General features: G+C 55.2%; 24 protein-coding genes. 12 read left to right on the plus strand and 12 right to left on the minus strand.

Features of this window, described 5'->3' with window-relative positions:
• Positions 1 to 39 precede the first annotated feature (39 nt).
• Both GWK74_01925 and GWK74_01930 read right to left on the minus strand, forming a co-directional pair.
• Positions 40 to 327: an NrdH-redoxin gene (locus tag GWK74_01925; GenBank protein ID QHU90276.1), complete on the minus strand. Its 288-nt coding sequence runs from the start codon at positions 325 to 327 to the stop codon at positions 40 to 42.
• A gap of 63 nt (positions 328 to 390) precedes the next feature.
• Entirely contained in the window at positions 391 to 627 is a 237-nt protein-coding gene (locus tag GWK74_01930; GenBank protein QHU90277.1) for a hypothetical protein, read from the minus strand.
• Positions 628 to 666: 39 nt separating this feature from the next.
• On the opposite strand from GWK74_01930, the gene GWK74_01935 reads away from it, so the two are divergent.
• The 10 genes from GWK74_01935 (at position 667) to atpC (ending at position 7,884) form a co-directional block, all read left to right on the plus strand.
• Positions 667 to 939: a hypothetical protein gene (locus GWK74_01935; protein QHU90278.1), complete on the plus strand. Its 273-nt coding sequence runs from the start codon at positions 667 to 669 to the stop codon at positions 937 to 939.
• 62 nt (positions 940 to 1,001) lie between these two features.
• Positions 1,002 to 1,769: a F0F1 ATP synthase subunit A gene (locus GWK74_01940; GenBank protein QHU90841.1), complete on the plus strand. Its 768-nt coding sequence runs from the start codon at positions 1,002 to 1,004 to the stop codon at positions 1,767 to 1,769.
• Between the two features lie 32 nt (positions 1,770 to 1,801).
• Entirely contained in the window at positions 1,802 to 2,014 is a 213-nt protein-coding gene (locus GWK74_01945) for a H(+)-transporting ATPase (GenBank protein QHU90279.1), read from the plus strand.
• Between the two features lie 15 nt (positions 2,015 to 2,029).
• Positions 2,030 to 2,578, plus strand: a complete 549-nt coding sequence (gene atpF / locus GWK74_01950) for a F0F1 ATP synthase subunit B (protein QHU90280.1) — start codon at positions 2,030 to 2,032, stop codon at positions 2,576 to 2,578.
• Positions 2,579 to 2,580: 2 nt separating this feature from the next.
• Entirely contained in the window at positions 2,581 to 3,117 is a 537-nt protein-coding gene (locus GWK74_01955) for a hypothetical protein (protein ID QHU90281.1), read from the plus strand.
• A gap of 8 nt (positions 3,118 to 3,125) precedes the next feature.
• Positions 3,126 to 4,652: a F0F1 ATP synthase subunit alpha gene (locus tag GWK74_01960; GenBank protein ID QHU90282.1), complete on the plus strand. Its 1,527-nt coding sequence runs from the start codon at positions 3,126 to 3,128 to the stop codon at positions 4,650 to 4,652.
• A 3-nt stretch (positions 4,653 to 4,655) separates the two neighbouring features.
• The gene (gene atpG, locus GWK74_01965; GenBank protein QHU90283.1) at positions 4,656 to 5,537 is read left to right on the plus strand and encodes an ATP synthase F1 subunit gamma; all 882 of its coding nucleotides are present in this window, start codon (positions 4,656 to 4,658) and stop codon (positions 5,535 to 5,537) included.
• Complete coding sequence (locus tag GWK74_01970; protein ID QHU90284.1) at positions 5,534 to 6,043, plus strand: hypothetical protein; 510 nt, start codon at positions 5,534 to 5,536, stop codon at positions 6,041 to 6,043. Before atpG ends, GWK74_01970 begins: the two co-directional genes overlap by 4 nt.
• On the plus strand, positions 6,036 to 7,454 hold the full coding sequence (gene atpD, locus GWK74_01975; protein QHU90285.1) for a F0F1 ATP synthase subunit beta: 1,419 nt from the start codon (positions 6,036 to 6,038) through the stop codon (positions 7,452 to 7,454). Before GWK74_01970 ends, atpD begins: the two co-directional genes overlap by 8 nt.
• A gap of 4 nt (positions 7,455 to 7,458) precedes the next feature.
• Positions 7,459 to 7,884 (plus strand): ATP synthase F1 subunit epsilon, encoded by a 426-nt coding sequence (gene atpC / locus GWK74_01980; GenBank protein ID QHU90286.1) that lies wholly within the window; start codon positions 7,459 to 7,461, stop codon positions 7,882 to 7,884.
• Between the two features lie 75 nt (positions 7,885 to 7,959).
• Here atpC and GWK74_01985 read toward each other — a convergent pair whose 3' ends face one another.
• The 3 genes from GWK74_01985 to GWK74_01995 form a co-directional block, all read right to left on the minus strand.
• A complete protein-coding gene (locus GWK74_01985) occupies positions 7,960 to 9,051 on the minus strand; it encodes a tRNA-dihydrouridine synthase (protein QHU90287.1) in 1,092 nt (363 codons plus the stop codon).
• 2 nt (positions 9,052 to 9,053) lie between these two features.
• Positions 9,054 to 9,974 carry a hypothetical protein gene (locus GWK74_01990; GenBank protein QHU90288.1) on the minus strand — a complete coding sequence of 307 codons (921 nt, stop codon included), beginning with the start codon at positions 9,972 to 9,974 and terminating at the stop codon, positions 9,054 to 9,056.
• Between the two features lie 996 nt (positions 9,975 to 10,970).
• Complete coding sequence (locus GWK74_01995; protein ID QHU90289.1) at positions 10,971 to 14,501, minus strand: UvrD-helicase domain-containing protein; 3,531 nt, start codon at positions 14,499 to 14,501, stop codon at positions 10,971 to 10,973.
• Positions 14,502 to 14,556: 55 nt separating this feature from the next.
• Here GWK74_01995 and GWK74_02000 point away from each other — a divergent pair, with 55 nt between their 5' ends.
• On the plus strand, positions 14,557 to 15,033 hold the full coding sequence (locus tag GWK74_02000) for a hypothetical protein (protein QHU90290.1): 477 nt from the start codon (positions 14,557 to 14,559) through the stop codon (positions 15,031 to 15,033).
• Entirely contained in the window at positions 15,033 to 17,390 is a 2,358-nt protein-coding gene (locus GWK74_02005; protein ID QHU90291.1) for an HAD-IC family P-type ATPase, read from the plus strand. Before GWK74_02000 ends, GWK74_02005 begins: the two co-directional genes overlap by 1 nt.
• 165 nt (positions 17,391 to 17,555) lie before the next feature.
• Here the strand turns inward: GWK74_02005 and GWK74_02010 are convergent, their stop codons facing one another.
• The 7 genes from GWK74_02010 to GWK74_02040 form a co-directional block, all read right to left on the minus strand.
• The gene (locus GWK74_02010; protein ID QHU90292.1) at positions 17,556 to 17,780 is read right to left on the minus strand and encodes a hypothetical protein; all 225 of its coding nucleotides are present in this window, start codon (positions 17,778 to 17,780) and stop codon (positions 17,556 to 17,558) included.
• 235 nt (positions 17,781 to 18,015) lie between these two features.
• A complete protein-coding gene (locus GWK74_02015) occupies positions 18,016 to 18,399 on the minus strand; it encodes a hypothetical protein (protein ID QHU90293.1) in 384 nt (127 codons plus the stop codon).
• Positions 18,400 to 18,408: 9 nt separating this feature from the next.
• Positions 18,409 to 19,395, minus strand: coding sequence for a hypothetical protein (locus tag GWK74_02020; GenBank protein QHU90294.1), 987 nt, complete (start codon positions 19,393 to 19,395; stop codon positions 18,409 to 18,411).
• A gap of 42 nt (positions 19,396 to 19,437) precedes the next feature.
• The gene (locus tag GWK74_02025) at positions 19,438 to 21,387 is read right to left on the minus strand and encodes an FtsX-like permease family protein (GenBank protein ID QHU90295.1); all 1,950 of its coding nucleotides are present in this window, start codon (positions 21,385 to 21,387) and stop codon (positions 19,438 to 19,440) included.
• Positions 21,380 to 22,261, minus strand: coding sequence for an ATP-binding cassette domain-containing protein (locus tag GWK74_02030; GenBank protein QHU90296.1), 882 nt, complete (start codon positions 22,259 to 22,261; stop codon positions 21,380 to 21,382). Before GWK74_02030 ends, GWK74_02025 begins: the two co-directional genes overlap by 8 nt.
• A gap of 37 nt (positions 22,262 to 22,298) precedes the next feature.
• Positions 22,299 to 22,916: a recombination protein RecR gene (recR, locus tag GWK74_02035; protein QHU90297.1), complete on the minus strand. Its 618-nt coding sequence runs from the start codon at positions 22,914 to 22,916 to the stop codon at positions 22,299 to 22,301.
• On the minus strand, positions 22,916 to 23,206 hold the full coding sequence (locus GWK74_02040) for a YbaB/EbfC family nucleoid-associated protein (GenBank protein ID QHU90298.1): 291 nt from the start codon (positions 23,204 to 23,206) through the stop codon (positions 22,916 to 22,918). The genes recR and GWK74_02040 overlap by 1 nt, the downstream gene beginning before the upstream one ends.
• Between the last annotated feature and the right edge of the window lie 13 nt (positions 23,207 to 23,219).

A 23,219-nucleotide genomic window follows, 5' to 3' on the forward strand; every position in this document is an offset into this window, starting at 1 on the left:
GCGAGAATAAAAACCCCGCGGCATCTTAAGTCTCAAAAATTATTCGGCGATCAAACCGTTTTTCCGGAGCGCATCCTGTAGTTTCGGCCGGTCGAATCCCAGGATGACCTCGCCGCAAACATCGGTCACCGGCACGCCCTGGAAATTGCCGCCGTTTTTACTGAGCAATTCTTCCTTGGCGCTTGGATCAGCCTCGATGTCCTTGGCGACAAAATCAATGCCGAGTTTTTTCAGCCACTCCATCTCGGTGTGGCAGAATGCGCACCAGCTGGTGCTATAGACGGTGACTTTAGCGTCTTGGTGATTGGCCGTGTTATCTTCGCTCATAACTTCCCTCCTTATGGCTTTTCTCTATTGTAGCATAAGCATCGGTGCCTCGGCAATGCTACTCTAGTCTCGGGACACCCGACTCGTTAAGTGCCAGCCGTCACACCCTTGGCAATAATACACGTCTAGTTCCAGCTTTGGTGACATCAGCTCCTGCGTATCAGCCGCTCGCCTGGCGATTTGCTCGGTGGCGAAGCGGCGCTTGCGCCGGCAGGTGTCGTGATCGGTAGTTGTCAGCGTCGGCTTGACGAGCGTTCGGGCCGATTTTGGTTGGTTTTTCGGGTAATTTCGCCGTGGCATCTTGTCAAGAGTATAGCATGTTGCTATAGTGACAGAGTAATGGCTGAGAGACCAGATATTGAGAATGGCGTGACGACAGCGACGGAAGTGGCGGCGGCTCGGGTTATTCTCGGGACGATCGGCGACACAACGTGGCGGATGTTTGTGCCGAGCATCGGCTGTACGCTGCTGGGTGTGTGGCTGGATAGCGTGTTTGGCTTGAAGCCGTGGCTGATGTTTGCTGGTGTGGTACTTGGCTTTTTAGGCGCGTATCTACTGGTGAATAAGCAACTGGGGCGTGTGAAACGAAAAAAGGAGCGTAAAAACATATGATGCAACGATTTGCCAGTGCCGGTCCGCACATTTCAGTCAAGGCTGATGAGGTAGCGAATATCATGGGCGTGTCGATCACTAACTCGCACATGCTTGGCGCGCTGGGACTGATCGTTTTGGTGTGGCTGATGTTTCGGACGCGGGCGGCAGTGCTGGGCAAGAAAAAGCATAATTTTGCGACGCGGCTGGTACACTGGACATTTGATGGGCTGTACAATACGGTTTGCCAAGTCATCCCTGACCAGACATGGGCGCGTCGAGTGGCGCCGCTGTGCATCACCATATTCTTTTTCGTGGTGGCGCAGTATTGGTTGGGGCTGCTACCGATCGTCGGGCCGATTACCGTGGGTAGTCATGGTACACCGCTGTTTCGCGGTGGTGTGGCCGACCTGAATATGACGTTTGGCCTCGCTATCGTGACAATTGTTGCAGCGCAGGTGTACGCCTTTAAGTACCTTGGCTTTAAGGGTAATATGGGCCGCTACTTTGTCAATCCATTGCGCGATCCGATCATGGCGTTCGTTGGCATCCTGGAGCTGGTGGCGGAGTTCTCGCGCCTGCTTGGGCTGAGCTTCCGTTTGTTTGGCAACGTGTTGGCCGGCGAAGTGCTGCTGATTATGATCGCCTTTTTGACGCAATATATCTCGCCGGCGGCGCTCCAGCCGTTTTATCTGTTCGAGCTGTTCATCGGCGGTATTCAGGCGTACATTTTCTTTATGCTGTCAACGGTATTTATTTCGCTGGGGCTGGCTCACCACGACACGCACGAGCCGACTGATCATGCTCATTCACCTGCTGATACGACGAAACTCGCGGCGGCGAATGATTAGAAAAGTAAAGTATTAAATAAAGGAGAAATTATATGAAAGAATTAGCATTTGCACTCACCTACGCCATCCCGGCTGCGCTGGCAGCGATCGGCGCTGGTATCGTCGGCGCGGCAGCGATGAACGCGGCTGGCCGCAACCCAGAGAAAATTAACGATCTACGCACCATGATGATCCTCGGTATTTCGTTCATCGACGCCCTGGCGATTATCGGTTTCGTGGCGGCTATCGTCGGCAAAGTTATGTAATTTGAGAGGTAAATTGTGGAGACTATATTGACACAATTTGCGAGTGCCGAAGCGCACGCGGCCGAAAAGGCTGACCTGTTCAGTTCGCTGGGCATTGACTGGAAGCTGCTGATTTTACAAACGGTGGCGTTTCTAATCTTGCTAGTGATTCTACGCAAGTGGGTATATCCACCGCTGGCAGCGATGCTCGACAAGCGCGAAAAAGACATGCGCACAGCCGAAAAGGCAGCGCAGTCGGCGCGTGATAACGCTGATAAGGCTGAAAAAATGACCAACGAGTTGATGCGAAAAGCTCGGGCGGAGGCCAGTGATATCGTGGCGGCAGCGCGCGAGGAAGCGGCCTCGGTCGTCGAGCAAGCTGCGGCTAAGGCGACTGCCAAGTCTGAGACCATCGTTAGCGCGGCGCAGGCGGAAATTGCTAAGGAAGTTGAGCAGGCCAAGAAAACATTGCACAATGAAACGCTGGAATTAGTGGCCGAGGCGACTGGCAAGGTTTTGCACGAGAAAGTTGATACTAAGACAGACGCCAAGCTGATCGCGACTGCGGTCAAGGAGGTTGCCTAGTCATGGCGCGGACGCTTCGGCGAAAGTTGGCGCAGCATGCGGCCGAGCGGCTGCTGACGGGCGACGCAGCAGTGATTGATGAACTAGCGGCGCTGATCATAGCCGAGCGGCGCGAGCGAGAGATCGATCTGTTGGTGCAGGATATTGAGGCGAAATTGGCTGAGCTCGGGATGATTGTGGCGACGGTGGAAAGCGCAACACCGCTGGACGCGGCGACAAAGGATGCGATTAAACGACTACTATCATCTAACTCGGGCATGGAGTCGCTGACATCTGTGGAGGGTCGCTCTGCAGCCCGAGCGTCCAGAAAGGACGCCCGGAGCGAAGCCCACGCACCCGAAACAGATGGTAGCGACCGTGCCACTCAGCATGTCGAACTTCCTGATACGGAAGTCCCGAGCGACCGCATCGCTCAGGTGCGCCTGCGTGAAATCATCCGTTCCGAGTTGATTGGTGGGGTGAAGATTACCACGCCGACTCAAGTGATGGACGCGACAATTGCCAAGAAACTAAACGACTTGCGGGCGAAGAAAATCTAGGAGGAAAAATGAGCAAGATTGATGTGACAGAACTAGCCAAAAGCCTGCGGGAAAAAATCGCGCAGCTGGAGGCGACGGAAGGATTAGCGGACGCTGGTGTGGTCATCCGCGTCGGTGACGGCGTGGCATGGGTGCACGGCCTCAGTAAGGCTGGCTACAGCGAAGTGCTAGAAATTGAGACTGATGGCGGCGTGGTGGAAGCGTTTGCCCTGAACTTGATGGAAGATGAAATTGGTGCGGTGATCCTCGGCGGTGAAGAAAAAGTCAAGGCTGGCGCCAGCGTTCGCCGCAAGGGTGCGGTGCTGGACGTGCCAGTTGGCGAGGAGCTGCTCGGCCGGGTGGTTGACCCGCTAGGTCGGCCGCTAGATGGCGGACCAGCTATCAAGACCAAGCAGCGCGGGCTGATTGAACGCCCAGCTATCGGCGTGATGGGCCGTAAGTCGGTGCACGAGCCGCTGATGACCGGTATCATGTCAATTGACGCCATGTTCCCAATCGGTCGCGGGCAGCGCGAGCTGATTATCGGTGACCGCCAGACCGGTAAAACCGCCATTGCTATCGACACCATGATCAACCAGGCGCGGCAAAAGACTGGCGTGGTGAACGTCTACGTGGCGATTGGACAGAAATTATCAAAGATTGCCCGGTTGGTTGACCGCCTGAAAGAAGAAGGCGTGATGGAGCAAACCATCGTGGTGGCGACCAGCCCGTCAGACGCGGCTTCCCTGTTGTACCTCGCGCCATATGCCGGTACGGCCATGGGCGAATATTTCCGCGACAACGGCGGCCACGCGCTGATGATTTATGATGATTTGACCAAGCACGCCGTGGCCTACCGCCAGATGTCATTGCTGCTACGCCGTCCACCGGGACGCGAGGCGTACCCTGGTGATGTCTTCTACCTACACTCTCGCCTGCTCGAGCGTTCAGCTAAATTGTCGGACGAATTGGGCGCCGGCTCGTTGACTGCTCTGCCAATCATCGAGACGCAGGCTGGTGACATCTCGGCGTACATTCCAACCAACGTGATCTCCATCACCGACGGTCAGATTTTCCTAGAAACCGATTTGTTCTACCAAGGTATTCGCCCGGCCATCTCTGCTGGTCTATCGGTCTCCCGTGTTGGTGGCGCCGCTCAGACCAAGGCGGTTAAATCGGTTGGTGGTAACCTGAAGCTCGGCCTTTCACAGTTCCGTGAATTGGCTAGTTTCGCGCAATTTGGCTCGGATCTGGATGACGCGACCAAGGCGCAAATTGACCGCGGTCAGCGCCTGACTGAACTTTTGAAGCAGCCGCAGTACCAGCCGATGAGCGTGTGGGAGCAATTTGTCAGTATCCATGCGGTGACCAGCGGCGCCTTTGACAATGTGCCAGTCGCTAAGATCAAGGAAGCACAAGCTGCCCTGCTGACACAACTTTGGAAGAATAACAAAGACGCCATGCGTGAACTTAATAAGGGCGATAAGCCAGCTGACGAGCAACTGAAGCTGATTGATGACGTAACGCAGGCAGCGGCGAAAGGGTTTGAGGAGTAATCCATGCCGAGTACTCGTGCGCTGAAAAATCGCATTCGCTCGGTGGATTCGACCAAGCAAATCACCAAGGCGATGCAGTTGGTGGCGGCCAGCAAAATGCGCCGTTCGCAAGAGGCGGACAAGGCGTCAGCTCCCTACACCATGGCAGCCGAGGAGTTGCTGAGCTACCTGGCCAGTCAAGGTGCAACCGATAACCACCCGCTGTTTAAGCGCCGCAAAATCACTAAGCGTCTAATCATCGTCATTGCCAGCGACAAAGGTTTGGCTGGAGCGTATAACACAAACGTGCTGAAGAAGTATCTGGAGCTACTGAAGCGTGATGATGAGCGCGGCATTGAGAATCTGACCTTGACAATTGGGCGTCGGGCTTCACAGTTTGCCTCGCGCTTGAAGGATACGAAGATTATCGGTAACTATGACGATTTACCGGATCAGCCGTCAGGGCTCACTTTTCACACCATTTTAAACACCGCGACTAGCATGTTTGAGAATGGCGAAGTTGACGCAGTAACGTTGGTATACACGCGATTTGTCAATAGCATGGTGCAGACGGCGGAATTATCGCGCTTGTTGCCAGCTGGCACGAAGACGCTGATTGATCCGAGTGAAGTTTCTAACACGGTTTCCGATGCCAAGTACGAGCCGAGCATTCCGGAAGTGCTGGACGCCGTAGCGAATCGTTTGACGGGCGCGCGATTATTGCAAGCGTTGCTGGACGCTCGCGCTTCGGAACATTCTATGCGGATGATGGCTATGAAGAACGCGACGGATAATGCTTCTGACCTGGTGGATGACTTGACGCTGGCGATGAACAAAGCCCGCCAGGGCGCGATCACCCAGGAATTGGCAGAAATTTCTGGCGGTGTGGAGGCGATGGAACAATGAGCGTGTACTTTGCTTGCTACGATGAACATCAGCTCTCAGGAAAAGTATCCTTGCGCACTGAAGCTATCCAGCGAACTAAACGGGGTATTTTGGATAAAAATTTAACAATTGATAGAATCATTACTTCACCGCTTCTTGTTGCAAGGGCTGCCGCTAAGGAAATAGCTCAAACGGCTGGATCCGATGATGTACAAATTAGTTTTGATGAGCGATGGCTGGATTTTGATATCGACGCACTAATGTACTGGTTGAGAAATGGGTGGCACGGTAAATCTCCGAGACCAGAGCGTGAGCCCAGGCCGCTAGATAAGATATTAACAACTATCGCATCTGCTTATGAGGATGTAGTTCGTTTTCCCGGAGTTACTCTCATCATTAGCAATAGTGAGGTGTATAAATTTTTGCAAGCACATATACAGAGATTATCTATTGATGAAGTGGCATCGCTAAAAGGTATTAAGAATGGCGAGATAATCGAGATAGTAAAAGGAGGAATTGATGAGTAAAACACTAGGAAAAATTATTCAAATCGTTGGCGTGGTGGTCGATGTGGAATTTCCACGTGACGTTAAGCTGCCGGCAATTTATGACGCGCTCCATGTCAAGAACGGCAAAGAGACGCTGGTGCTGGAAGTAGCGCAGCACCTCGATGAGCACACGGTGCGAACGATTGCGCTGTCGTCGACTGACGGCTTGGCTCGCGGTGCGGAAGTGGTGGCGACTGGCGCGCCGATTTCTGTGCCGGTGGGCACTGAAACTCAGGGGCGCATGTTTAACGTGGTTGGTGAAGCGATTGACGAAAAGCCACAGCCAAAGGGCAAAACCGCACCAATTCACCGCCCTGCTCCGGATCTGAGTGAGCAATCGAACAAGACAGAGATTTTGGAAACTGGTATCAAGGTCGTCGACCTCATCGCGCCGCTGGCCAAAGGTGGTAAAGCTGGTCTGTTCGCCGGCGCTGGTGTCGGTAAAACCGTCCTGATCACCGAGCTGATTAACAACATCGCCAAATTCCACTCTGGTAACTCGGTCTTTGCTGGTGTTGGTGAGCGTACTCGCGAAGGAAATGACTTGTACTACGAAATGGAAGAAGCCGGCGTGCTGGACAAGACTTCGCTGGTGTTTGGTCAGATGAACGAGCCACCTGGAGCACGTCTGCGTGTGGCATTGTCGGGTCTGGCAATGGCTGAAGCCTTTCGTGATGAAGGCAAGGACGTGCTGCTGTTTATCGACAATATTTACCGCTACACCCAGGCTGGTGCTGAGGTGTCGGCACTGCTCGGTCGTTTGCCAAGCGCTGTGGGTTATCAGCCAAACTTGCAGCAAGAAATGGGTGCTCTGCAGGAGCGTATTACTTCGACGAAAAAGGGTTCGATCACCTCTGTTCAGGCGGTCTATGTGCCAGCTGACGACTTGACCGACCCAGCGCCGGCAACCACCTTCGCCCACCTGGACGCGACCATCGTGATGAACCGTGCTTTGACGGAAATTGGTATCTACCCGGCTGTCGATGTGCTGGATTCTAGCTCTAATTCGTTGGATCCAGAAATCGTTGGTGAGGAACACTACCGCGTGGCGCGCGAAGTTCAGCGAGTGTTGCAGCAGTACAAAGAACTGCAGGATATCATCGCTATCCTTGGTATGGAAGAATTGTCGGATGACCAGAAGCAAATCGTTGCTCGGGCGCGTCGCATCCAGCGTTTCCTAGCCCAGCCATTCCACGTGGCTGAGAAGTTTACTGGCAATCCAGGCGTGTACGTCAAGTTGGAAGACACAATTCGCGACGCCGCTGACATCTTGGCTGGTAAATACGATGACAAGCCAGAAAGCTGGTTCTACATGGTGCAAGGCACACTGGCCGACCAAGTAGCTCGTGATGCTGAAAGCGCAAAGCAACCAGAAGCAAAGAAGGACTAGCCTGATGGATCTAAAGCTGGTAACGCTCGGTGGTGTCAAGCTGGATGAGATGGTCTACTCGGTAACTATTCCGACGATTGACGGTGAGATTTCGGTGCTGCCGAGCCACGAACCGCTGGTGACGGTGGCGAGGGACGGCGTGATCACCGTGCGCCGGCGTCAAGAAGACCCCGACAATCAATTGGAATATTTCGCAATCTCCGGCGGCGTGGTGAAAATCGATTATTCATCGGTGCAAATCCTGGTGGACGAGGCCGACCATGGCGACGACATCATCGAGGCGGAGACTCAGGCGGCCCTGGAGCGCGCCATCAAAGCCCGCGACGAGGCCGGCGACCAAGTCGAGCGCGAGAAAGCCAAACAGCTCATCGACCGGCATATGGTGCGGTTGAAGGTGGCGGACTTGCATCGGCGCAAGCGACGACGGTAGTAGATTGTTTACAGTGTCATTTTAGGCGCACGTTTGATTACGATGTGTCTTGCGGTCGGTTATGGGCGCTCAGTTTTATTGATCATCCAGTAATTGGCGGACTTCGTCGGTGCTGGTGGTGTGCATCAATTGCTCGCGCAGTTCCTTGGCGCCGTCGAAGTCGCGGATGTAGATCTTGAAGAAGCGTTTGAGGGTTTCGAAGGGGCGGCCGAGGGCTGGCTGGTAGTGGTCAAAGAGGTCGAGGTGGTAATGTAGTAGATATATAAGCTCTGATTTAGTATTGTCGCTCCCGTCGTCGCCGTCTCCGACGGCACGTAGGTCGCTAAACGCGGGTCCTGCTAGTCGGTCCGCCCCTTCTTCTGAAAAATCAGAGATTTGTTCAGAAGTGGGTGCTGCCCCGCCGACTATCACCCGCTTATCCTCGATCTCCGAAGACACTCCGCCTTTCCGAAAACAAAACGGATCGCTGAAAATTCCCCGCCCGATCATGATACCGTTGATGCCGGGGTGCTGACGGGCGAGCTCTTTGCCTTGGGCGCGGTTGCGGATGTCGCCGTTGATGGTTAGCAAGGTTTGCGGGGCGATTTCGTCGCGCAGTTTGATGATGTCGTCGATAAGTTCGTAATGGGCTGGGACTTTGCTCATTTCTTTTTTGGTGCGCAGATGAATGGTCAGATTAACAATATCTTGCTGCAAAATAGTCGTCAGCCATTCTCGCCATTCGTCAACATACGTGTAGCCCAGCCTGGTTTTGACGCTGACTGGCAGGCCGGCAGTTTTGGCGGCAGCGATGGCGGCAACCGCCACGTCGGGTCGGCGGATGAGCGCTGCGCCACCAGATTTGATGGCGGATCTGGCGGGACAGCCCATGTTGATGTCGATGCCGTCAAAGCCGAGCTTGGCGCAATGGCTGGCAAATTGTTCCATATCGCCTGGCTCACCGCCCCATATCTGGGCGACCAATGGATGCTCATCGTCGGTTTTGACCAGCCGCCCAGCGATGGCCTTGTCGCCAGCGTGTACCCAGCCGGTGGCATTGGCGAACTCGGTGAAAAACACGTCGGGCGCGCCCGCCTGCTTCACGACATGACGAAACACCACGTCGGTGACGGCTTCCATGGGTGCCAAGATGAAAAATGGCTGCGGCAGATTGTCCCAAAAGGTCATGTTCACGTCACCAGTCCTTTGCTAAACAATATACTCTCCGCGATAAATAGACGCAGCGCGGCCAGCTCGCCGCGAACCTGCGCTCGCTCCAGATAGGTATAGTACGCTCGCTTGCGCTCTTTGGCAACGAGGGGTGGCACCAGTCCTAATTGCAGGGCCTGAACGAAGAGCAAGAGTCGCCCGGTGCGACCGTTGCCATCGCTAAATGGATGGATTTTTTCAAATGTTGCATGAGTACGGGCTAGCCATTCAATTGGCTCTGTTTTGGGCAATCTGTTCATTTCGTCAATACATTCCGACATCGCTTCAGTGATGCGCAGATGGTTTACTGTTGTGACGCGACTACCCATGATGCGCACACCGTGCCGGCGGTAGAGTCCGGCGTCAGACACCAGCGTGTTCATCAGCCGGACGTGTGTTTGCGAGATCAGCTCTTCGCTCCACGTAAAATGTGTTCCTTTTTCGTGTAAGGCATCCAGCAGAAAATAGAGCGCAGTACGGTGGTTACGGGCCTCTATCTGTTCGCGTGCTGTCTTGTTGGCGAGGACACGATTATCATCGTTCAGCACCTCTGCGACGTCCGCTAGGGTCATTGTGCTACCCTCGATCGTGTTCGTGTGGTAGGTCAAGTGGAGCGTCAGGATGTCAAGTAACTCTTGATTCGCCAGGAGTGTCCGGATCGTCATGCGACTGGCATGGGCGGCACGTTCAGTAGCGAGGCGCTTCGCCTCGTCGATGGTGTCCCGCCCGAGCATCTCTTGATGTAATAGCTGAATATTCGCCAGGTTTTTGGCACGCGGCGACATATGTTGGTGTACCCAGGCGTTGAGCGTACGCACCGGCACATCTAGGCGACGCGCCAGTTGTTCTTGGGTAAGGCCTGTCCGCACCAGAATTTCTTGGAGTAATTGCGCAGCATTCATGTCGTGATATTACCAAAACATCATGATGTTTGTCAAATAGCACGATGTTTACTAGGAGTCTGATGGTATGGTGGCGAGAGTCTTTGGGGTGTACGAGTGGCTACCCCTGCCCGACAATCACCGCCAAAAGGTGAAATCCCCGCGTCAACGATGACGCGGGGTGGTGGACTCAAGCGGTTCTGCTCGGAGCGGCCCGGAGGGGCTGCTAGCGATGAGTGAAACTCGCGAATCCAATGTTTTGGGGCCCCGCGACCAGATGAAGAATGCCCGTCTCCCCGAGGAGGCTGGTCGCGGGGCGGAGGTCTACACTCCCATAGTGACCTCCTTTCTCCCCCTTTCGGGGGTTTCATCCCGGGGCTCTCCCGGGAATATTGAAGGGTGAAAACAACGTTGTTCTCGTGATAGACCAGAGTGGAGGTTACTGGCCTATCATGCGTACCGCGGCTCAACGCTGAGCACAGTACGCACCCCAGTGGATGTGGCGGGAGTCGAACCCGCGAGGCTCGGCGGTTTTTAAAACCTTGCCTCCTGACCCAGCACACCCTTGTGGGCGGACGGACGCCCTTTGCCAGTTCACGACTGGCGGGTTTCGGGGTGCACGTACCCCGACCGTCATTGTCCATACTACTTCGGGTAGCATGGACAACTCTTCTTGTGGTTCGTCGGGGTCTTACCCGGCCCCTTACCACAAGAAGAGCATTTTGGAATGGGGCCTGCAAACCCCCGATGGGGGTTTGGGCAGCAGCCTCGGCAACTATCAGTGCCGGCCTTGCCGGCGTCGATAATCGGCAAGGTTTCACCTCCCTTCTGCCGCAGATATGCGGCTCCCCGCTGGACTTTCCAGCGGGCGGGTTGTTGGCAGCGTCTCTTCGTGCTTTGCTCTCGTGCCGAGCAAAACAAGGTTGCATGTATCCGATATGCAACAGACTCCACTCGAGAGTGATTCTATTTATATCAATAAAATCAAGAAATGTCAATATATTTTGTCATAATTTCCTACTCCGCCTCTGCCAACAAATCCTCCTCAAACTGCACCATCCCCTTATAATCCGCCGAATACCCAGAGATATCCGGCAGTTCCAGCGTGGTTATTTTCCGCCAGACGACATTGATCAGCCGGGCGAATTCAGCTAATTCCTCCTCAGAGAATGTGTCCTCCAGACTGAGGATGTCGCCAGTTTTGGTGTCCGGCTCGACGAACTGCAGGCGAGCGCCGGTGAAGCTGAAATTGCCATAATCGCGTGATGACGTGACTAGGAGTTGATAAAACATCAGCTGCTGGCGGTATTTGTGGAGCTTGATTTTTTCGTAATCAGAGGTGCCCTTCCAGGAGTGCGATGGCTTGCCGGTCTTGTAATCGGTCACGAAGATGGTCTTATTATGCTTATCAATGTCGGCGACGTCCAGCTTGCCGGTCAGGCGCGCGCCGCCAACGACGACGCCTTGATGAGCGAAATCGAACTCTGCGAGCTCTGTGTCACGAAAATCGGACGATTTGGCGTCCAGAAACGCCGTCAGCGCCGCCGTGCCCTTGTCCAGATACAGCTCGAAATCGCCGGGCGGCAGGTGCTGGGCCTCAAGCGATGTGCGGAAATGGTGGAGAATGTGCTCAGCGGGCGGCAGGTAGTGGTCAGTGCGTAGCAGGTTGTGCAGCTGCTGCAGGCTGGCGTGAATGGCGGTGCCGTAGCTGGCGGCAGGGCTTTTGGCGGACGGAAAGCGCAGCAGATTGTTCAACAAAAAGTTCTGCGGCCCGCCGCGCGAGACGTCGAGGAAATTATTGAGATGCGTAATGGAAAGTTTGTAAGTCTCTAAGGTCGGCGCCAGTACATCCTTGAGTTCCGCGGTCATCGGCGCACTCAGCCGCGTGCTCCAGTCGGTGTGCGCCACGGTCATTTGCGCTGTGGGCGTGTCGGCAGCGGGGATAATCGTCGGCGCGTGGTCGGTCAGAAAGCTGGCGATCATGGTGTCGCTACCGGCGTCATTGGTCTGAGAATAGGTCATGGTCAGGGTGGTTTTGGCGCGGGTCATCGCCACGAAGAATAGCCGCAGCCGCTCGTCGTAGCTGGCGCCGGCGGGCTGGAGCTGGAGGTTGGCGGGATAGCGAATCAGCCGCGAGCGCGAACGGACTTTCTCGCCCCAGGCGCTGTCGATTGCCCCGATGACGAAGACGTGCGGGAATTCCAGGCCCTTGGATTTGTGGGCGGTCATCAGATTGATGGCGCCGCCGAGGGCGCTGGCCTGGGGGCGGATGTGCGTCAGGCGGGTTTTGGTCGAGCGGTGCAGGTTGATGAATTCCAGGAAGTCCGCCAGCGTTGGGATTTCGTCGGTGACGCGGTCGCGTAATTTTTGGCGCAGCGTGCGCAGGCTCTCGAGCGTGGTCAGGTAGGCGTCGGGGTGTTCGGCGAGGGCTTCGGGTGAGAAGTAGTGAGCGGCGAGAGAGTTACGCGAAGAGTCTTCACTAGGACTCCGTACAGCGATTGTTGCTCGAACGTCCTCATTGGTTGGTGGTAAAGAACTCTTGTCGGAGCAAGCACTGCTGGAATTGCTCTGATCGACTCCGTGCAGCGATTGCAGCCCGAGCGTCCTCTGACGCCCGGCGCGTAAAGAGGAGTCGATTGGAGTAATTCCAGCGTCTATTTCCAATCCCAACAGCTTATCCAACTGCTCCTCCAGCGGCAGATTCGGCACGTCCTTCGCCCGCTCCAGCAGCCACTCGCCAAACGGCTGAAAGGTGCTGTTCGCCAGCATGCTCTCCAGCCACAACTGCCGATTGTTATAGGCATGGAGGCTGAGCCGCCAGATATCCAGCGCCGAAAAGCCAAACGCCGGATGGGCGATGACCTCTGGTAGCAGGCTGTTAGCGACGTCGAGGTTATTCTGATGAATCGCTATGACGACCCGCACTAGCTTGTCCAGTGTCTGAATGATATTTTGCTCTAAAATATCATCGTGGCGCTCATAATTAACCGTCAGGTTCTGGCGGTACAGATATGGCAGCAGCTCGATCAGCTCCTTGTGGTGGCGGGCGATGACGGTGATATGCGCTGGGTCTTTGCCACGTTTGATCAGCTCGGCAATGTGCTGAGCTACCCCTGCCCGCTCCTCGCTTACCGAGGCAAATTCCTGGATTTCAACCCGCGCGCCGTTACCAGACGCGTGCGCGGTCAATTGTTTTGACAAGCCGTCAATGGTGTTCTCCAGGCGATCTGTTCCTTGGGTAATCACTCCGCGCGCCGCCGTCAGGATGTCAGCCGCCGAGCGGTAATTATCGGTCAGCACGATGATTTTCGGGTCGTGATAGTGCTGGCGGAAGCGCTGGATATTGCCAATATCCGCGCCCTGAAAACTGAAAATCGCCTGGTCGTCGTCGCCAACCGCCATGATGTTGGGATCGTCCTCATCACCAGTCAGGTCGAACAGTAGCCGCAGCTGCGCCAGGTTGGTGTCCTGAAACTCGTCGACCATGATGAACTGAAATTGCTCCTGGAGGTTGGCGCGCAGTTCTGGGTGGGCTTCGCAGGCTTGAATAACGGACAAAATCATGTCGTCGTAGTCAAACAGCGAGCGCTCGGCCAGCACGTTGCCGTATGCTTCGTAGACGTCAATGGCGGCGGATAGTTTCTCGCTGGCAGTGGCGTCTTTGAGGACGAATTCGCCGGCGGCGTTCTTTTCGCACCACTTGTTTTTCCAGGCGGTCAGCGGTTTGGTGGAGCTAGCGTCGATGGCCTCTTGGGTCGCGTGAGCGATGCTGAGTGCCAGAACGTGGGCGTACGGGGTGATGGAGGACGGCAGCGCGGCGGATGGTGTGGCGTGATGCGGCGCTGAGCTGGCGGCATTTTCAGAAAGCTCTGTAGCGCCTTCCTTGCTAGTTTTCGCAGCATTTTCCTCGCCGATTCTCTCGGCAATCTTCTCTGCCAGCGGTGCAAATAATTCAATGGTTTTTTTAGAAATTTTGGTCGCAAATACCTGCTGAATGTCATGGGCAATGTCGGCGATAACGCGCTGATTATCGGCCATCACTAGCCTTAGTTCCGCCGGCGTGAGGCCGCTCTGTTTGAACTCGGAGATAACTCGGATTAGCTCGCTGGTGTAGACGAATTCACCGTTGTTTTTAACGCTCAGCGGATTACGCCAATCAAGCCCCTCGAGGATCCCCGTCACAATTTGGTGCTGCGTCAGTTCATCCGCCGGCTGACTATCAGCGCCGTGAAAAAAATACTCCCGGTGCTGATTGATAATCTCCGTGCCGAAACTGTGAAAGGTGTGAATGGCAATTTTATACGCGTCCTCGCCGATGATCTGGCGCAGGCGCTGGCGCATGTTGGCGGCGCCGCTCTCGGTAAAGGTAAGGCACAAAATACTATCCGGCAGCGTGTCGGTCTGGCGCAAAATCTGGGCAGCGCGCATGCTCAGCAGCTCGGTCTTGCCCGTACCTGGCCCGGCGATCACCAGGAGCGAACCGTGAATATAATTGACCGCCTGGCGCTGATTGGCGTTCAGCGTGGCGTAGCGCGTGTCAAAATCCATGAGTCAATTGTAGCACGCTGGCGGAGGCACGGGTAACAATGGTAAAATAGTAGGTATGCACGATGAACGGGCACTCGCGGCGCTGATTGATGATCAGTTTGGACTGACGGTCGAGATCCAGTCGGTCGTGCTGCCGATGAGCGATGTCAGCCGCACGGCGCAGGCGACGGTGGTGCTTGACGCGACGGGCGAATTATTGGCTTACATCACAGCGCGGGCCATCATGACGCTGGGCGATGTCAAGCGATTGGTGCGGCGAATGGGCTTGCGGCCAGAGCGGTTCGTGCCGCCAAAGCACCAGCCGAACTACTTTGACGACGTGGCGACCGAGAAGTTTCAGGCGGTCTTTCCGGGGATGAATGTTACTTCGCCGGATGACTTGATATACTATCGAACACTGGTGCCGTATAATCCAGCCCTGGTCGTCATATCAGAAGTTAAACGCGGCGAAATATACCAATTTGACCCGGACGCTCGCGGCGGCTATCGTGTCGGCGCGCGATTACATTACAAAAGGAGTGAGGCAATATAATGCGAGATTATCTGGATATTATCAAGAGAAATTTACTATCGCCAATTGTGCTAGCAATTTTCCTGCTGGCTGGGGCGCTAATTTATGTGCGCGAGTATCGGGACGCTTGGTTTATCTCGGTGGTGATCGTGGTCAATTCGCTGATCGGCATCGTGCAGGAAATTCGTGCCAAGCGGGTGCTGCACCAGTTGGAACTGATGAGTGCGCCCAGGGCGCGGGTGCTGCGTGATGGCCAGGCGGTGGAAGTGCCGTATGATTCGCTGGTGGTGGGTGATGAGATCATTCTACAGGCTGGTGATGAGCTGCCGGCGGACGCGACGGTGACAGTGTCGAAGGGCTTGGAGCTCAATGAAAGCATGCTGACTGGCGAGTCGGCGGCGGTCGAGAAAGCGGCTGGTGACACGGTGCTGGCGGCAACCACGGTGCTGGCGGGCGAAGGTACGGCGCGAGTCACGGCGGTCGGCGACCAGACGAAAGCCGGCGCCATCAGCCAAGTCCTCAAGCGCTACAAGCCAGAGCTGACGCCCTTGCAGCGAGCGATTTGGCGGGCGATTACCTTCTTGACATACGGCGCGATTGTGTTAGCGATATTGATTTTTACCGTATATTATTTGTCGGGCGATAATATGGTGATCATCCTCAAGACGATCACCTCGTCAGCAGTGACAGTGGTGCCGGAGGGATTGCTGCTGGCTAGTTCCCTGCTGCTGGCGTTCGGATCGCTGCGGCTGGCACAGGCCAAGGTGCTGCCGCAAAAATTAGCGGCGATTGAGGCAATGGCCCTGCTGAATTTGCTAGCGGTGGACAAGACTGGCACGCTGACGAGCGATGAGGTGACGCTGGAGCGAGTGGTGGCGTTTAATGAGACGGGTGTATCGATGGGCTCAGCTATTGCCGAGCTGGCGGCCCTCATCGCTCATGAAACCAGCGGCGGCAATATCACCGGGCAAGCGATCCTCGCGGAAATCACGCCGCCCAAGCACGCAGATATCATCGAGGTGATGGCCTTTTCCTCGGCGCGCAAGATGGCGGGCGTCCGGGCAAAAATTGATGGCAAAGCCAGGACATTGATGATGGGAGCGCCGGAGTTTGTGGCCAAGCTAGCGCCGGTTGACGCCATGTTGCAGCGCCAGCTAGACGAGTGGGCGGACAGCGGCCTACGGGTACTGATGCTGGCGGAATTTGACGATGAAACGACGAAGTTGAAGGATCTGCCGGATGGTTCTGGGTGGGCGATTGGTGCGGTGATTTTGCGTAATTCTCTGCGCGACGGCGTGATTGATACGGTCAAGTTTCTCCAAGAGCAAGGCGTGGTCATTCGGGTGATTTCCGGTGACAATCCACGCACCGTTCAGCATATCGCGCGCGAAGCGGGCATCGATAATCCAGATAAGGCCATCCTCGGCTCGGCACTAGCGGGTCTCAGCGACAAAGCCTTCGACAAGGCTGCCGATGAACACACAATTTTTGCCCGCGTGCTGCCAGAGCAAAAGGAGCGGCTGATCGCTCATTTCAAACAGTCCGGCAAGTTCACCGGCATGGTCGGCGACGGCGTTAACGACGCGCTGGCGCTGAAAAAATCTGACCTCGGCGTGGCGATGTACGCGGGTGCTCCGGCGTCGCGGCGGGTGGCGGATATTATTTTACTCAACAATTCGTTCACGTCCCTGCCGATCGGTATGAAGCTGGGCAATCGGATTATGCAAGCGATTGAAGTGATTGCCACCCTGTTCTTTCACAAGATTATTTACGGCGTGGTGCTGCTACTCAGTACCATGCTGGTCGGGCTGAATTATCCGTACGCGCCGCGGCACATCACGTTTCTCAATATTTTTCTGGTGACCATGCCGACGATCATGTGGACGCTGTTTCCACCACGGCCGCGCCACCGGGTCAATCCGGCGCATTTCTGGCGCGACACATTGCAGGCGGTGGCGCCGATCGCGCTGCTGACGGGTCTCACCGTGGCGTTTACCTACTGGTCGGGCGTGACGCTGCATCCACATCAGGCGGCCGAGGCGGCGACGATGACCGTCCTGACGGCGACGTTCTTTGGGATTTATCTGGTATTTTTGGTCGGGCCGATGTTGGGTGTAATTTTGGACAAGCGGGCGCACCTGGCGCGGACACTGTATATGGCGGGCGTGCTGTTCGTGACCTTGGTGAGCTTTGGCATTGAGCCGCTCAGGCAGTTCTTTGACTTTACCATGCCAAATGTCGCCCTGCTCTGGCCGGGCATCGCTGTGGTCGTTCCCGTCGCTCTGGCCCAGTGGTGGCTGGCTCGCCGTGCTGGCCGGAAGTTCGTTGATACGGTAGAGGTGGCTGATGAGCGAATACAGACGAACCACCCAGAATGAGTGGGCGAATAGGTCTCAATTCCTAATCTATCTCCAATGAAAATAGCCCACCGAATGAGCTCAAGCTGCATGCGAGTTCTTCAACCCGAGAGACAACATCACATTGTCTCAATCAGATTGAGCGCATACGGCGAGCTATTTTCCGGTGGGCGTTAGCCCTAGTCCTCACCTCTTTATGTGTCTTGTTATCTCATACACCGTGACACCTATTCCGAGAAAACCGAGCAACACCGAGAAGAACGCTGCGGAGCAGCTCTCCGCCTCCGGACAATTTCTGACCCCAACACAGACGTCAAGGTCCGAGCATGCGCCGTCGATGAGCAGCAAACTGCCCCCGAGGACACCGATTATCGATATGATCGCAAACACGATGAGGGCACTCTTGGACATACCTTCTACCTTTCCTAGAGAAAGCTCAAAGCTAAAGGGCGACTTCCGCCCTAAGACAAAGCCTTGAGCCGAAAGCTGATATATATCACTAATAGAACAAAATGTCAATGGATTTTGTCAAAAATGTGGTATAATATCTTCTCTCACCCCTGTTATGATTGTAAATAAATTTTGGGTAGCGATGATGGCTCGCATTCGCTATCGGTGGCCGCTTTCCGCGCTATGTACGCGAAAATCACCAATCCAGCTTTTGCTTGGTCACCGCCAAATAATACCGATAATAACTCTTTGGGTCTGGCACGAAAAAACTGTTATCGATATCGTCGTTCGGACGAATTTCAATATGCTGGTCGTTGGCGTATGGCTTGATGAGGTAAGTGAACTCAAACTCATATTCGCCAGAAATCTGCTTCAACTCCTCGCTCTGATAAAGCGGGTCGGGATAATCCGTCATTACCAGCGCGAAAAAGCCTCCATTTTTATCGTCAAACAAATGAAACGCCGTGTCGGGACAGAGTGGCACAAGCGACGCCAGCTGGCGAATATATGATGCGCCGTCAAGAATTGGGAATGCTTCATTGATTATTTCTGGGAACAGGATGTTTGAATAATTGTTCATAGGGAATGACTAGTTCTGCCCTACCTCTCGTAAGGCCTTATCAGTCGCCGTCACCAATTCCCGCACGGCCTCGTCATAATTCTCGTACACGCGGAAGCCGGCCGCGTACGGATGGCCGCCGCCGCCGAAGTAGCCAGCCACGGTGTCGGCGATCGGTAAGTTGCCGCGTAGGCGGGCGGTTAGTTTGCCGTCGGGATAGGTTTTGATGACGCAGCTGAGCGCCACGCCCTCGACCAACCGCAGTTCGTCGCCGATTAGTGCGCCGGGGTTGTAGGCGTCGCTGTAGGCTTGAATTTCCTCAAATGGCACGTGCACCAGCGCCAATTGTCCGTCCAGTAAATATTCGATTCGCTCAATTAGTCTGCCTTTGTACGCCAAGATCTCCGGCGATTTCTTCATAAATTCGCGCCGCCGTTCTTCAATTTCGGCATTGGAGGCGCCTAGCGCGGTCAATTCGCCAGCCACGTGAAAGGTCGACGCGGCAGTGTTTGGTGTGGTGAGACCCAGGCTGTCGGACATGATGGCAATCAGCAAATCTTCAGCCGCCTGCCGGTTGATGACCCAGCCGGTATGCGTGAACAATTGGTATAGTAATTCCCCGGTCGCCACCACGGTATCAGAGAGCATGGTGTGCTCAAAGCTCAGCGTTGACTCGGCGGTGTGGTGGTCGATAACTAGTACCGGATGCGTTTCCAAAAAATGCCGCGCGCCGGGTGTTTCTAAGACTTTGCTAAGCAAAATATCAGCGCTGGTATCCACGATGATGGCTAGGTCAGCGCGGGTCGGAAAATCGCCAACTACCCTGTCCCAGCCGCGAATATACCGCAGATATTTGGGGATATCGACTGGACAGTACAGCGTCACGGTTTTACCCAAATCGCTCAGCACTTCCTCCAGCGCCAAGCTAGAGCCCAGACTGTCGCCATCAGGGTTTTCGGCCTGGATGATGACGATGTTATTGGCGGATTGGATAAGTTGCTCGGCGGTATCAAACATAGTCTTATTATAGCAGATGGGATTTTCAGTGGTGTGACGGGGCTATTCGTCGCGCATGTCTTTGATCGGGTTGCGGTGGGTGTTGCGGATGAGCGGTATCAGGCACGCCAGCACGGCGGCAGCGATGATACTGAGGGCGACCGCGCCGATGACTATCCAGTCCATCGTCCAGAAATGGAAAGTTGTCGCCAAATCTTTCGGCGTCATGGCGATGCGCAGCGTCGCGGTGATTTGACTAGCCAGCAAATTGTCGGCGATATATACGACGATTAGTCCGGCAGCGATACTAAACAGCGTGGTAAGCAGTGCCACGATCATGGTGTAAACGAAATAAATTTGGCTAATATCAAGCCGCGTTGCTCCGAGCGCTCGAAAAACTGCGGATTCTTTGCGGCTGTCGGCGATAGTGCGGGAAATGATAATCAGCAAGATAAAGGCGGCGATGATCGTTACGCCGATGAATGTCCACATGATGATTGGCTTGAGGCGTTCCATGGCGTCGTAATTAACGAGTGAGTTGCTGCCGGTGGGCGACGCGAATACTACGTAGCGCGGCAGGCAGATTGATTTATTAGATTTTTGGGTTTTGGAGGCTCCGGTGGGTTCGGGTTGGGCGGCTCCTTCGCCGCAAGAAGCGGCTGCCAGGTAGCTGCGAGCTTTATTGGGGTCACTAAATTCATAGATAGCCAGCGTTTCGTCCCTGTTGGCACCGCCCTGATCATGATTGTTGGCAGCGGTTTGAATAGTCGATTCAAGTGTCATTTGTGCCGCGGTAGTCATTGAGCCGCGCGGCATGATCCAGGTGTATGCCAGGCGGGTGCTTAAAAATTGTTGTAAGAAGCTGCCGATATCGCTTTGAGTAGCTTTAATGCCGTCTGGCATCAGGCCGACGACATGAAAAGTAAATTTGGCTTGGGCGGGTTCGGGCTGGGCTGAGCCGAAAGTCTGATCAAATTGGCGCTGGTTAGCTTCGGTGCGCCTGGCTTCGGCGGAACGATTATCCTTAACGACGGCCGGCGCAGCGCAGGAATCAGCGGACGGCATGGCGTATTCGCGGTCTGGCTTGACATAATCGGCGGATGGTTTTTTAGCTTGATTGGCGGCAGCTTGGATTTGCTGTTTGGCGGTTTGCAGTAATTCTTGCGAAGCCGGGTTGCGATAACAGGCGCTGAATGTCAGCTGCCCGGCTTTTTGGCGCAATTCTTTGAGTCTTGTTAGTTGCGTGTCATTGCTGGCATTTTTATCCAGCGGCTTGAGGCCAAGCAGCGCTTCGGCGTCCTGATAGCGGATGATTAGCGGAATCTCGCTGGGTTTGGCGCTGGCGTCAGCCAGCAGATAGCCGCCCAGTAGCGATTGGTCGATGGTGGTTATACTGCCGAATTGCTGCTTAAATTCTTCCAGCGGTGTCGGCTGGTTGTTTTGCTGGCGCTTGTCGTCAAACGACTCAATTCCCCGCTCCATATAGTTCAGCATGCCATTGGCGGCGATTGATTGAATACTAAACTGCCGCACGGCGCCGCGGGTGCGGGCAAATTGCCACTGCGCGTTCGCTGTGAGGCGCGGTAATTTGGCGGTCTCCTGGCGAATAAGCCGCTGGACAATGACGCTCTGGCTGTTCGGGTACGGCGGGCTATCGGGAAACGATTGCATGATCGGTGGTTCGGATTTGGGGTCGTATGGCAGGCCGAGGCGGGCGGCCAGCGCCTGCTTGTCCTTGATCATTTGCGTGCGTTCGGCTTCGGCGCGGGCAGTTAGATTTGGGGTAAATTCAATATTATTTGGCCGAATGGCGGTTTGCGCCACCAAGTAGCGATTATTCAGGCTGCCCCGATCAAATTCCTCGATGCTCCGCTGGGCGCCCATTAGCATAGTCAGTCCCGCCAGCAGCGCCGCGAAAAGCAGCCCGGACACGACCACGGTGATGGACAAGCGAATACGCCGCACTCGGAGTTTGGTACCAGCCAGCCGCAGCGAATCGGTGATTCTAAGCATCGGCTATTCTCCCGTCCTTCAGGCGGATTTCACGATCGGCTGCTGCGGCGATGTCTGGATTGTGCGTAACGATAACGACGGTGGTGCCGAGTTCGCGGCGGATTTGGTGAAATAGGTCAATGATGCGGTCGGAATTGGCGCTGTCCAGATTGCCTGTCGGCTCGTCGGCGAGTAAAATATTCGGGCGATTGAATAAAGCGCGGGCGATGGCAGCGCGCTGAATTTGACCGCCGGAAAGTTCGCGCGGCAAATGGTGCATCCGGTCTGCTAGTCCGACCAGTTCGGCGAGTTCCTGGGCGCGAGCGCGGCGCTGCTTGGGCTTGATGCGGGCAAACATGGCGGGGATTTCCAGATTGGCGAACAGGGTTAGGAATGGCTGCAGATAAAATGATTGAAAAACAAAGCCGATTTCACGCGATCGGAACCGCGACAGTTGCCGGTCGGACAAGCGGCTGAGCGGCTGGTCGTTAATGAGGATTTGGCCAGTGGACGGCTTGTCGAGTCCACCAATGAGTTGCAATAAAGTGCTTTTACCCGAGCCGCTAGCGCCAGTGATGGCCACGAACTCGCCAGCAAAAATATCAAGGCTAACGCCATCAAGCGCCGGAATGGTCTGGTGGCCGACGCGGTAAGATTTAGCGAGGTCGGTTATGGCGATATGGCAACGGTTGGAGCGTTTTGGCGCGGCAGCGGGCGGTGTCATAACCTTAGCGGCTGGGCTAGATTTGGCGGCTGGAGGTAAATCAACTAAACCAGCCGAAACAGCCGGTTGGGCAAAGTTACGGATTGCGTCAATTGCTTCCTCGACATCGTCAAATTTCGCTAAAAATGCCGCGATATCCTCGTCGCGTGCCCTTCCCACCTCTGGTTTCATAGTTGTATTGTAGCAAAAGCAGGATGGCCTTAGCAAGCTATAATGTCCGCCGTCCTTCCAGCGCGTGCGTCAGCGTGATTTGGTCGGCGTATTCGAGGTCGACGCCGACGGGGATGCCGCGGGCGAGGCGCGAGATGGTGATGGTCAGGCCGGCCTCCTGGAGGTAGCGCTGCAAAAAGAGCGCGGTTGACTCACCCTCGACCGACGCGTTGGTGGCAATAATTAGCTCCTCGGCATTATCGCGCTTGATGCGCTCAATGAGCTCGGGGATGTGTAGCTGCTCCGGGCCGATGCCATCAATTGGTGAAATCGCCCCGCCCAGCACGTGATAGGTGCCACTATACTGCCCCGTCCGCTCCAGCGCCACGATATCCAGTGGCTCTTCAACCACGCAAATCAAGCGGCGATTGCGCGACTCGTCTTGGTATAGCGGCGACACCTCTTGATCATGATCAATTAAGGCGAACGTGACCGGACAGGTTTTAACGCGTGTGTGCAGTCGGTCCAGCGCTCGCGCTAGCTGCTCGGCCCGCCGGGCGTCACGCCGAAGCACGGCGTAGGCATAGCGCTCAGCAGTTCGCGGCCCGACACCGGGCAGCCCGCCAAATTCATCAATCAGCGTCGTCAGCGCTGCCGGTAAAATCGTCGGTTTCATTAGAACGGCAAGTTGCCCAGCCCGCCCATCAGCGGTTTCATCGTCTCGGCAGCAACTTCCTGTGCTTTGGCTAGACCGTCACGAATTGCGATTTGGATCCAGTGCTCCAGCTGCTCGATGTTATCGAGATCAACCATCTTTGGATTAATCTTGATCGACTTAATTTTCAGCTCGCCAGTGATCTGGACGATCACTGCACCGTCGCCGGCTTCTACTTCAATGATTTCTTTGCCGAGTTGTTTCTGGGCCTTGCGCAGCTGCTGCAACATCTTGACTTGGTCAAACGCCATAATTATTAATTCC

Source organism: Candidatus Saccharibacteria bacterium oral taxon 488, assembly GCA_010202115.1.
Classification (GTDB): domain Bacteria; phylum Patescibacteriota; class Saccharimonadia; order Saccharimonadales; family Saccharimonadaceae; genus Nanosynbacter.

Coding starts and splice junctions, on each gene's coding strand:
- atpC (QHU90286.1), top strand. CDS start 7,459: ATGGATCTAAAGCTGGTAACGCTCGGTGGTGTCAAGCTGGATGAGATG.
- GWK74_01940 (QHU90841.1), top strand. CDS start 1,002: ATGGGCGTGTCGATCACTAACTCGCACATGCTTGGCGCGCTGGGACTG.
- GWK74_01995 (QHU90289.1), bottom strand. CDS start 14,501: ATGGATTTTGACACGCGCTACGCCACGCTGAACGCCAATCAGCGCCAG.
- GWK74_02025 (QHU90295.1), bottom strand. CDS start 21,387: ATGCTTAGAATCACCGATTCGCTGCGGCTGGCTGGTACCAAACTCCGA.
- GWK74_02000 (QHU90290.1), top strand. CDS start 14,557: ATGCACGATGAACGGGCACTCGCGGCGCTGATTGATGATCAGTTTGGA.
- GWK74_01985 (QHU90287.1), bottom strand. CDS start 9,051: ATGACCTTTTGGGACAATCTGCCGCAGCCATTTTTCATCTTGGCACCC.
- GWK74_02020 (QHU90294.1), bottom strand. CDS start 19,395: ATGTTTGATACCGCCGAGCAACTTATCCAATCCGCCAATAACATCGTC.
- GWK74_01925 (QHU90276.1), bottom strand. CDS start 327: ATGAGCGAAGATAACACGGCCAATCACCAAGACGCTAAAGTCACCGTC.
- atpD (QHU90285.1), top strand. CDS start 6,036: ATGAGTAAAACACTAGGAAAAATTATTCAAATCGTTGGCGTGGTGGTC.
- atpG (QHU90283.1), top strand. CDS start 4,656: ATGCCGAGTACTCGTGCGCTGAAAAATCGCATTCGCTCGGTGGATTCG.
- GWK74_02030 (QHU90296.1), bottom strand. CDS start 22,261: ATGAAACCAGAGGTGGGAAGGGCACGCGACGAGGATATCGCGGCATTT.
- GWK74_02010 (QHU90292.1), bottom strand. CDS start 17,780: ATGTCCAAGAGTGCCCTCATCGTGTTTGCGATCATATCGATAATCGGT.
- recR (QHU90297.1), bottom strand. CDS start 22,916: ATGAAACCGACGATTTTACCGGCAGCGCTGACGACGCTGATTGATGAA.
- GWK74_01935 (QHU90278.1), top strand. CDS start 667: ATGGCTGAGAGACCAGATATTGAGAATGGCGTGACGACAGCGACGGAA.
- GWK74_01990 (QHU90288.1), bottom strand. CDS start 9,974: ATGAATGCTGCGCAATTACTCCAAGAAATTCTGGTGCGGACAGGCCTT.
- GWK74_01945 (QHU90279.1), top strand. CDS start 1,802: ATGAAAGAATTAGCATTTGCACTCACCTACGCCATCCCGGCTGCGCTG.
- GWK74_02040 (QHU90298.1), bottom strand. CDS start 23,206: ATGGCGTTTGACCAAGTCAAGATGTTGCAGCAGCTGCGCAAGGCCCAG.
- GWK74_02015 (QHU90293.1), bottom strand. CDS start 18,399: ATGAACAATTATTCAAACATCCTGTTCCCAGAAATAATCAATGAAGCA.
- GWK74_01960 (QHU90282.1), top strand. CDS start 3,126: ATGAGCAAGATTGATGTGACAGAACTAGCCAAAAGCCTGCGGGAAAAA.
- GWK74_01970 (QHU90284.1), top strand. CDS start 5,534: ATGAGCGTGTACTTTGCTTGCTACGATGAACATCAGCTCTCAGGAAAA.
- GWK74_01930 (QHU90277.1), bottom strand. CDS start 627: ATGCCACGGCGAAATTACCCGAAAAACCAACCAAAATCGGCCCGAACG.
- GWK74_01955 (QHU90281.1), top strand. CDS start 2,581: ATGGCGCGGACGCTTCGGCGAAAGTTGGCGCAGCATGCGGCCGAGCGG.
- GWK74_02005 (QHU90291.1), top strand. CDS start 15,033: ATGCGAGATTATCTGGATATTATCAAGAGAAATTTACTATCGCCAATT.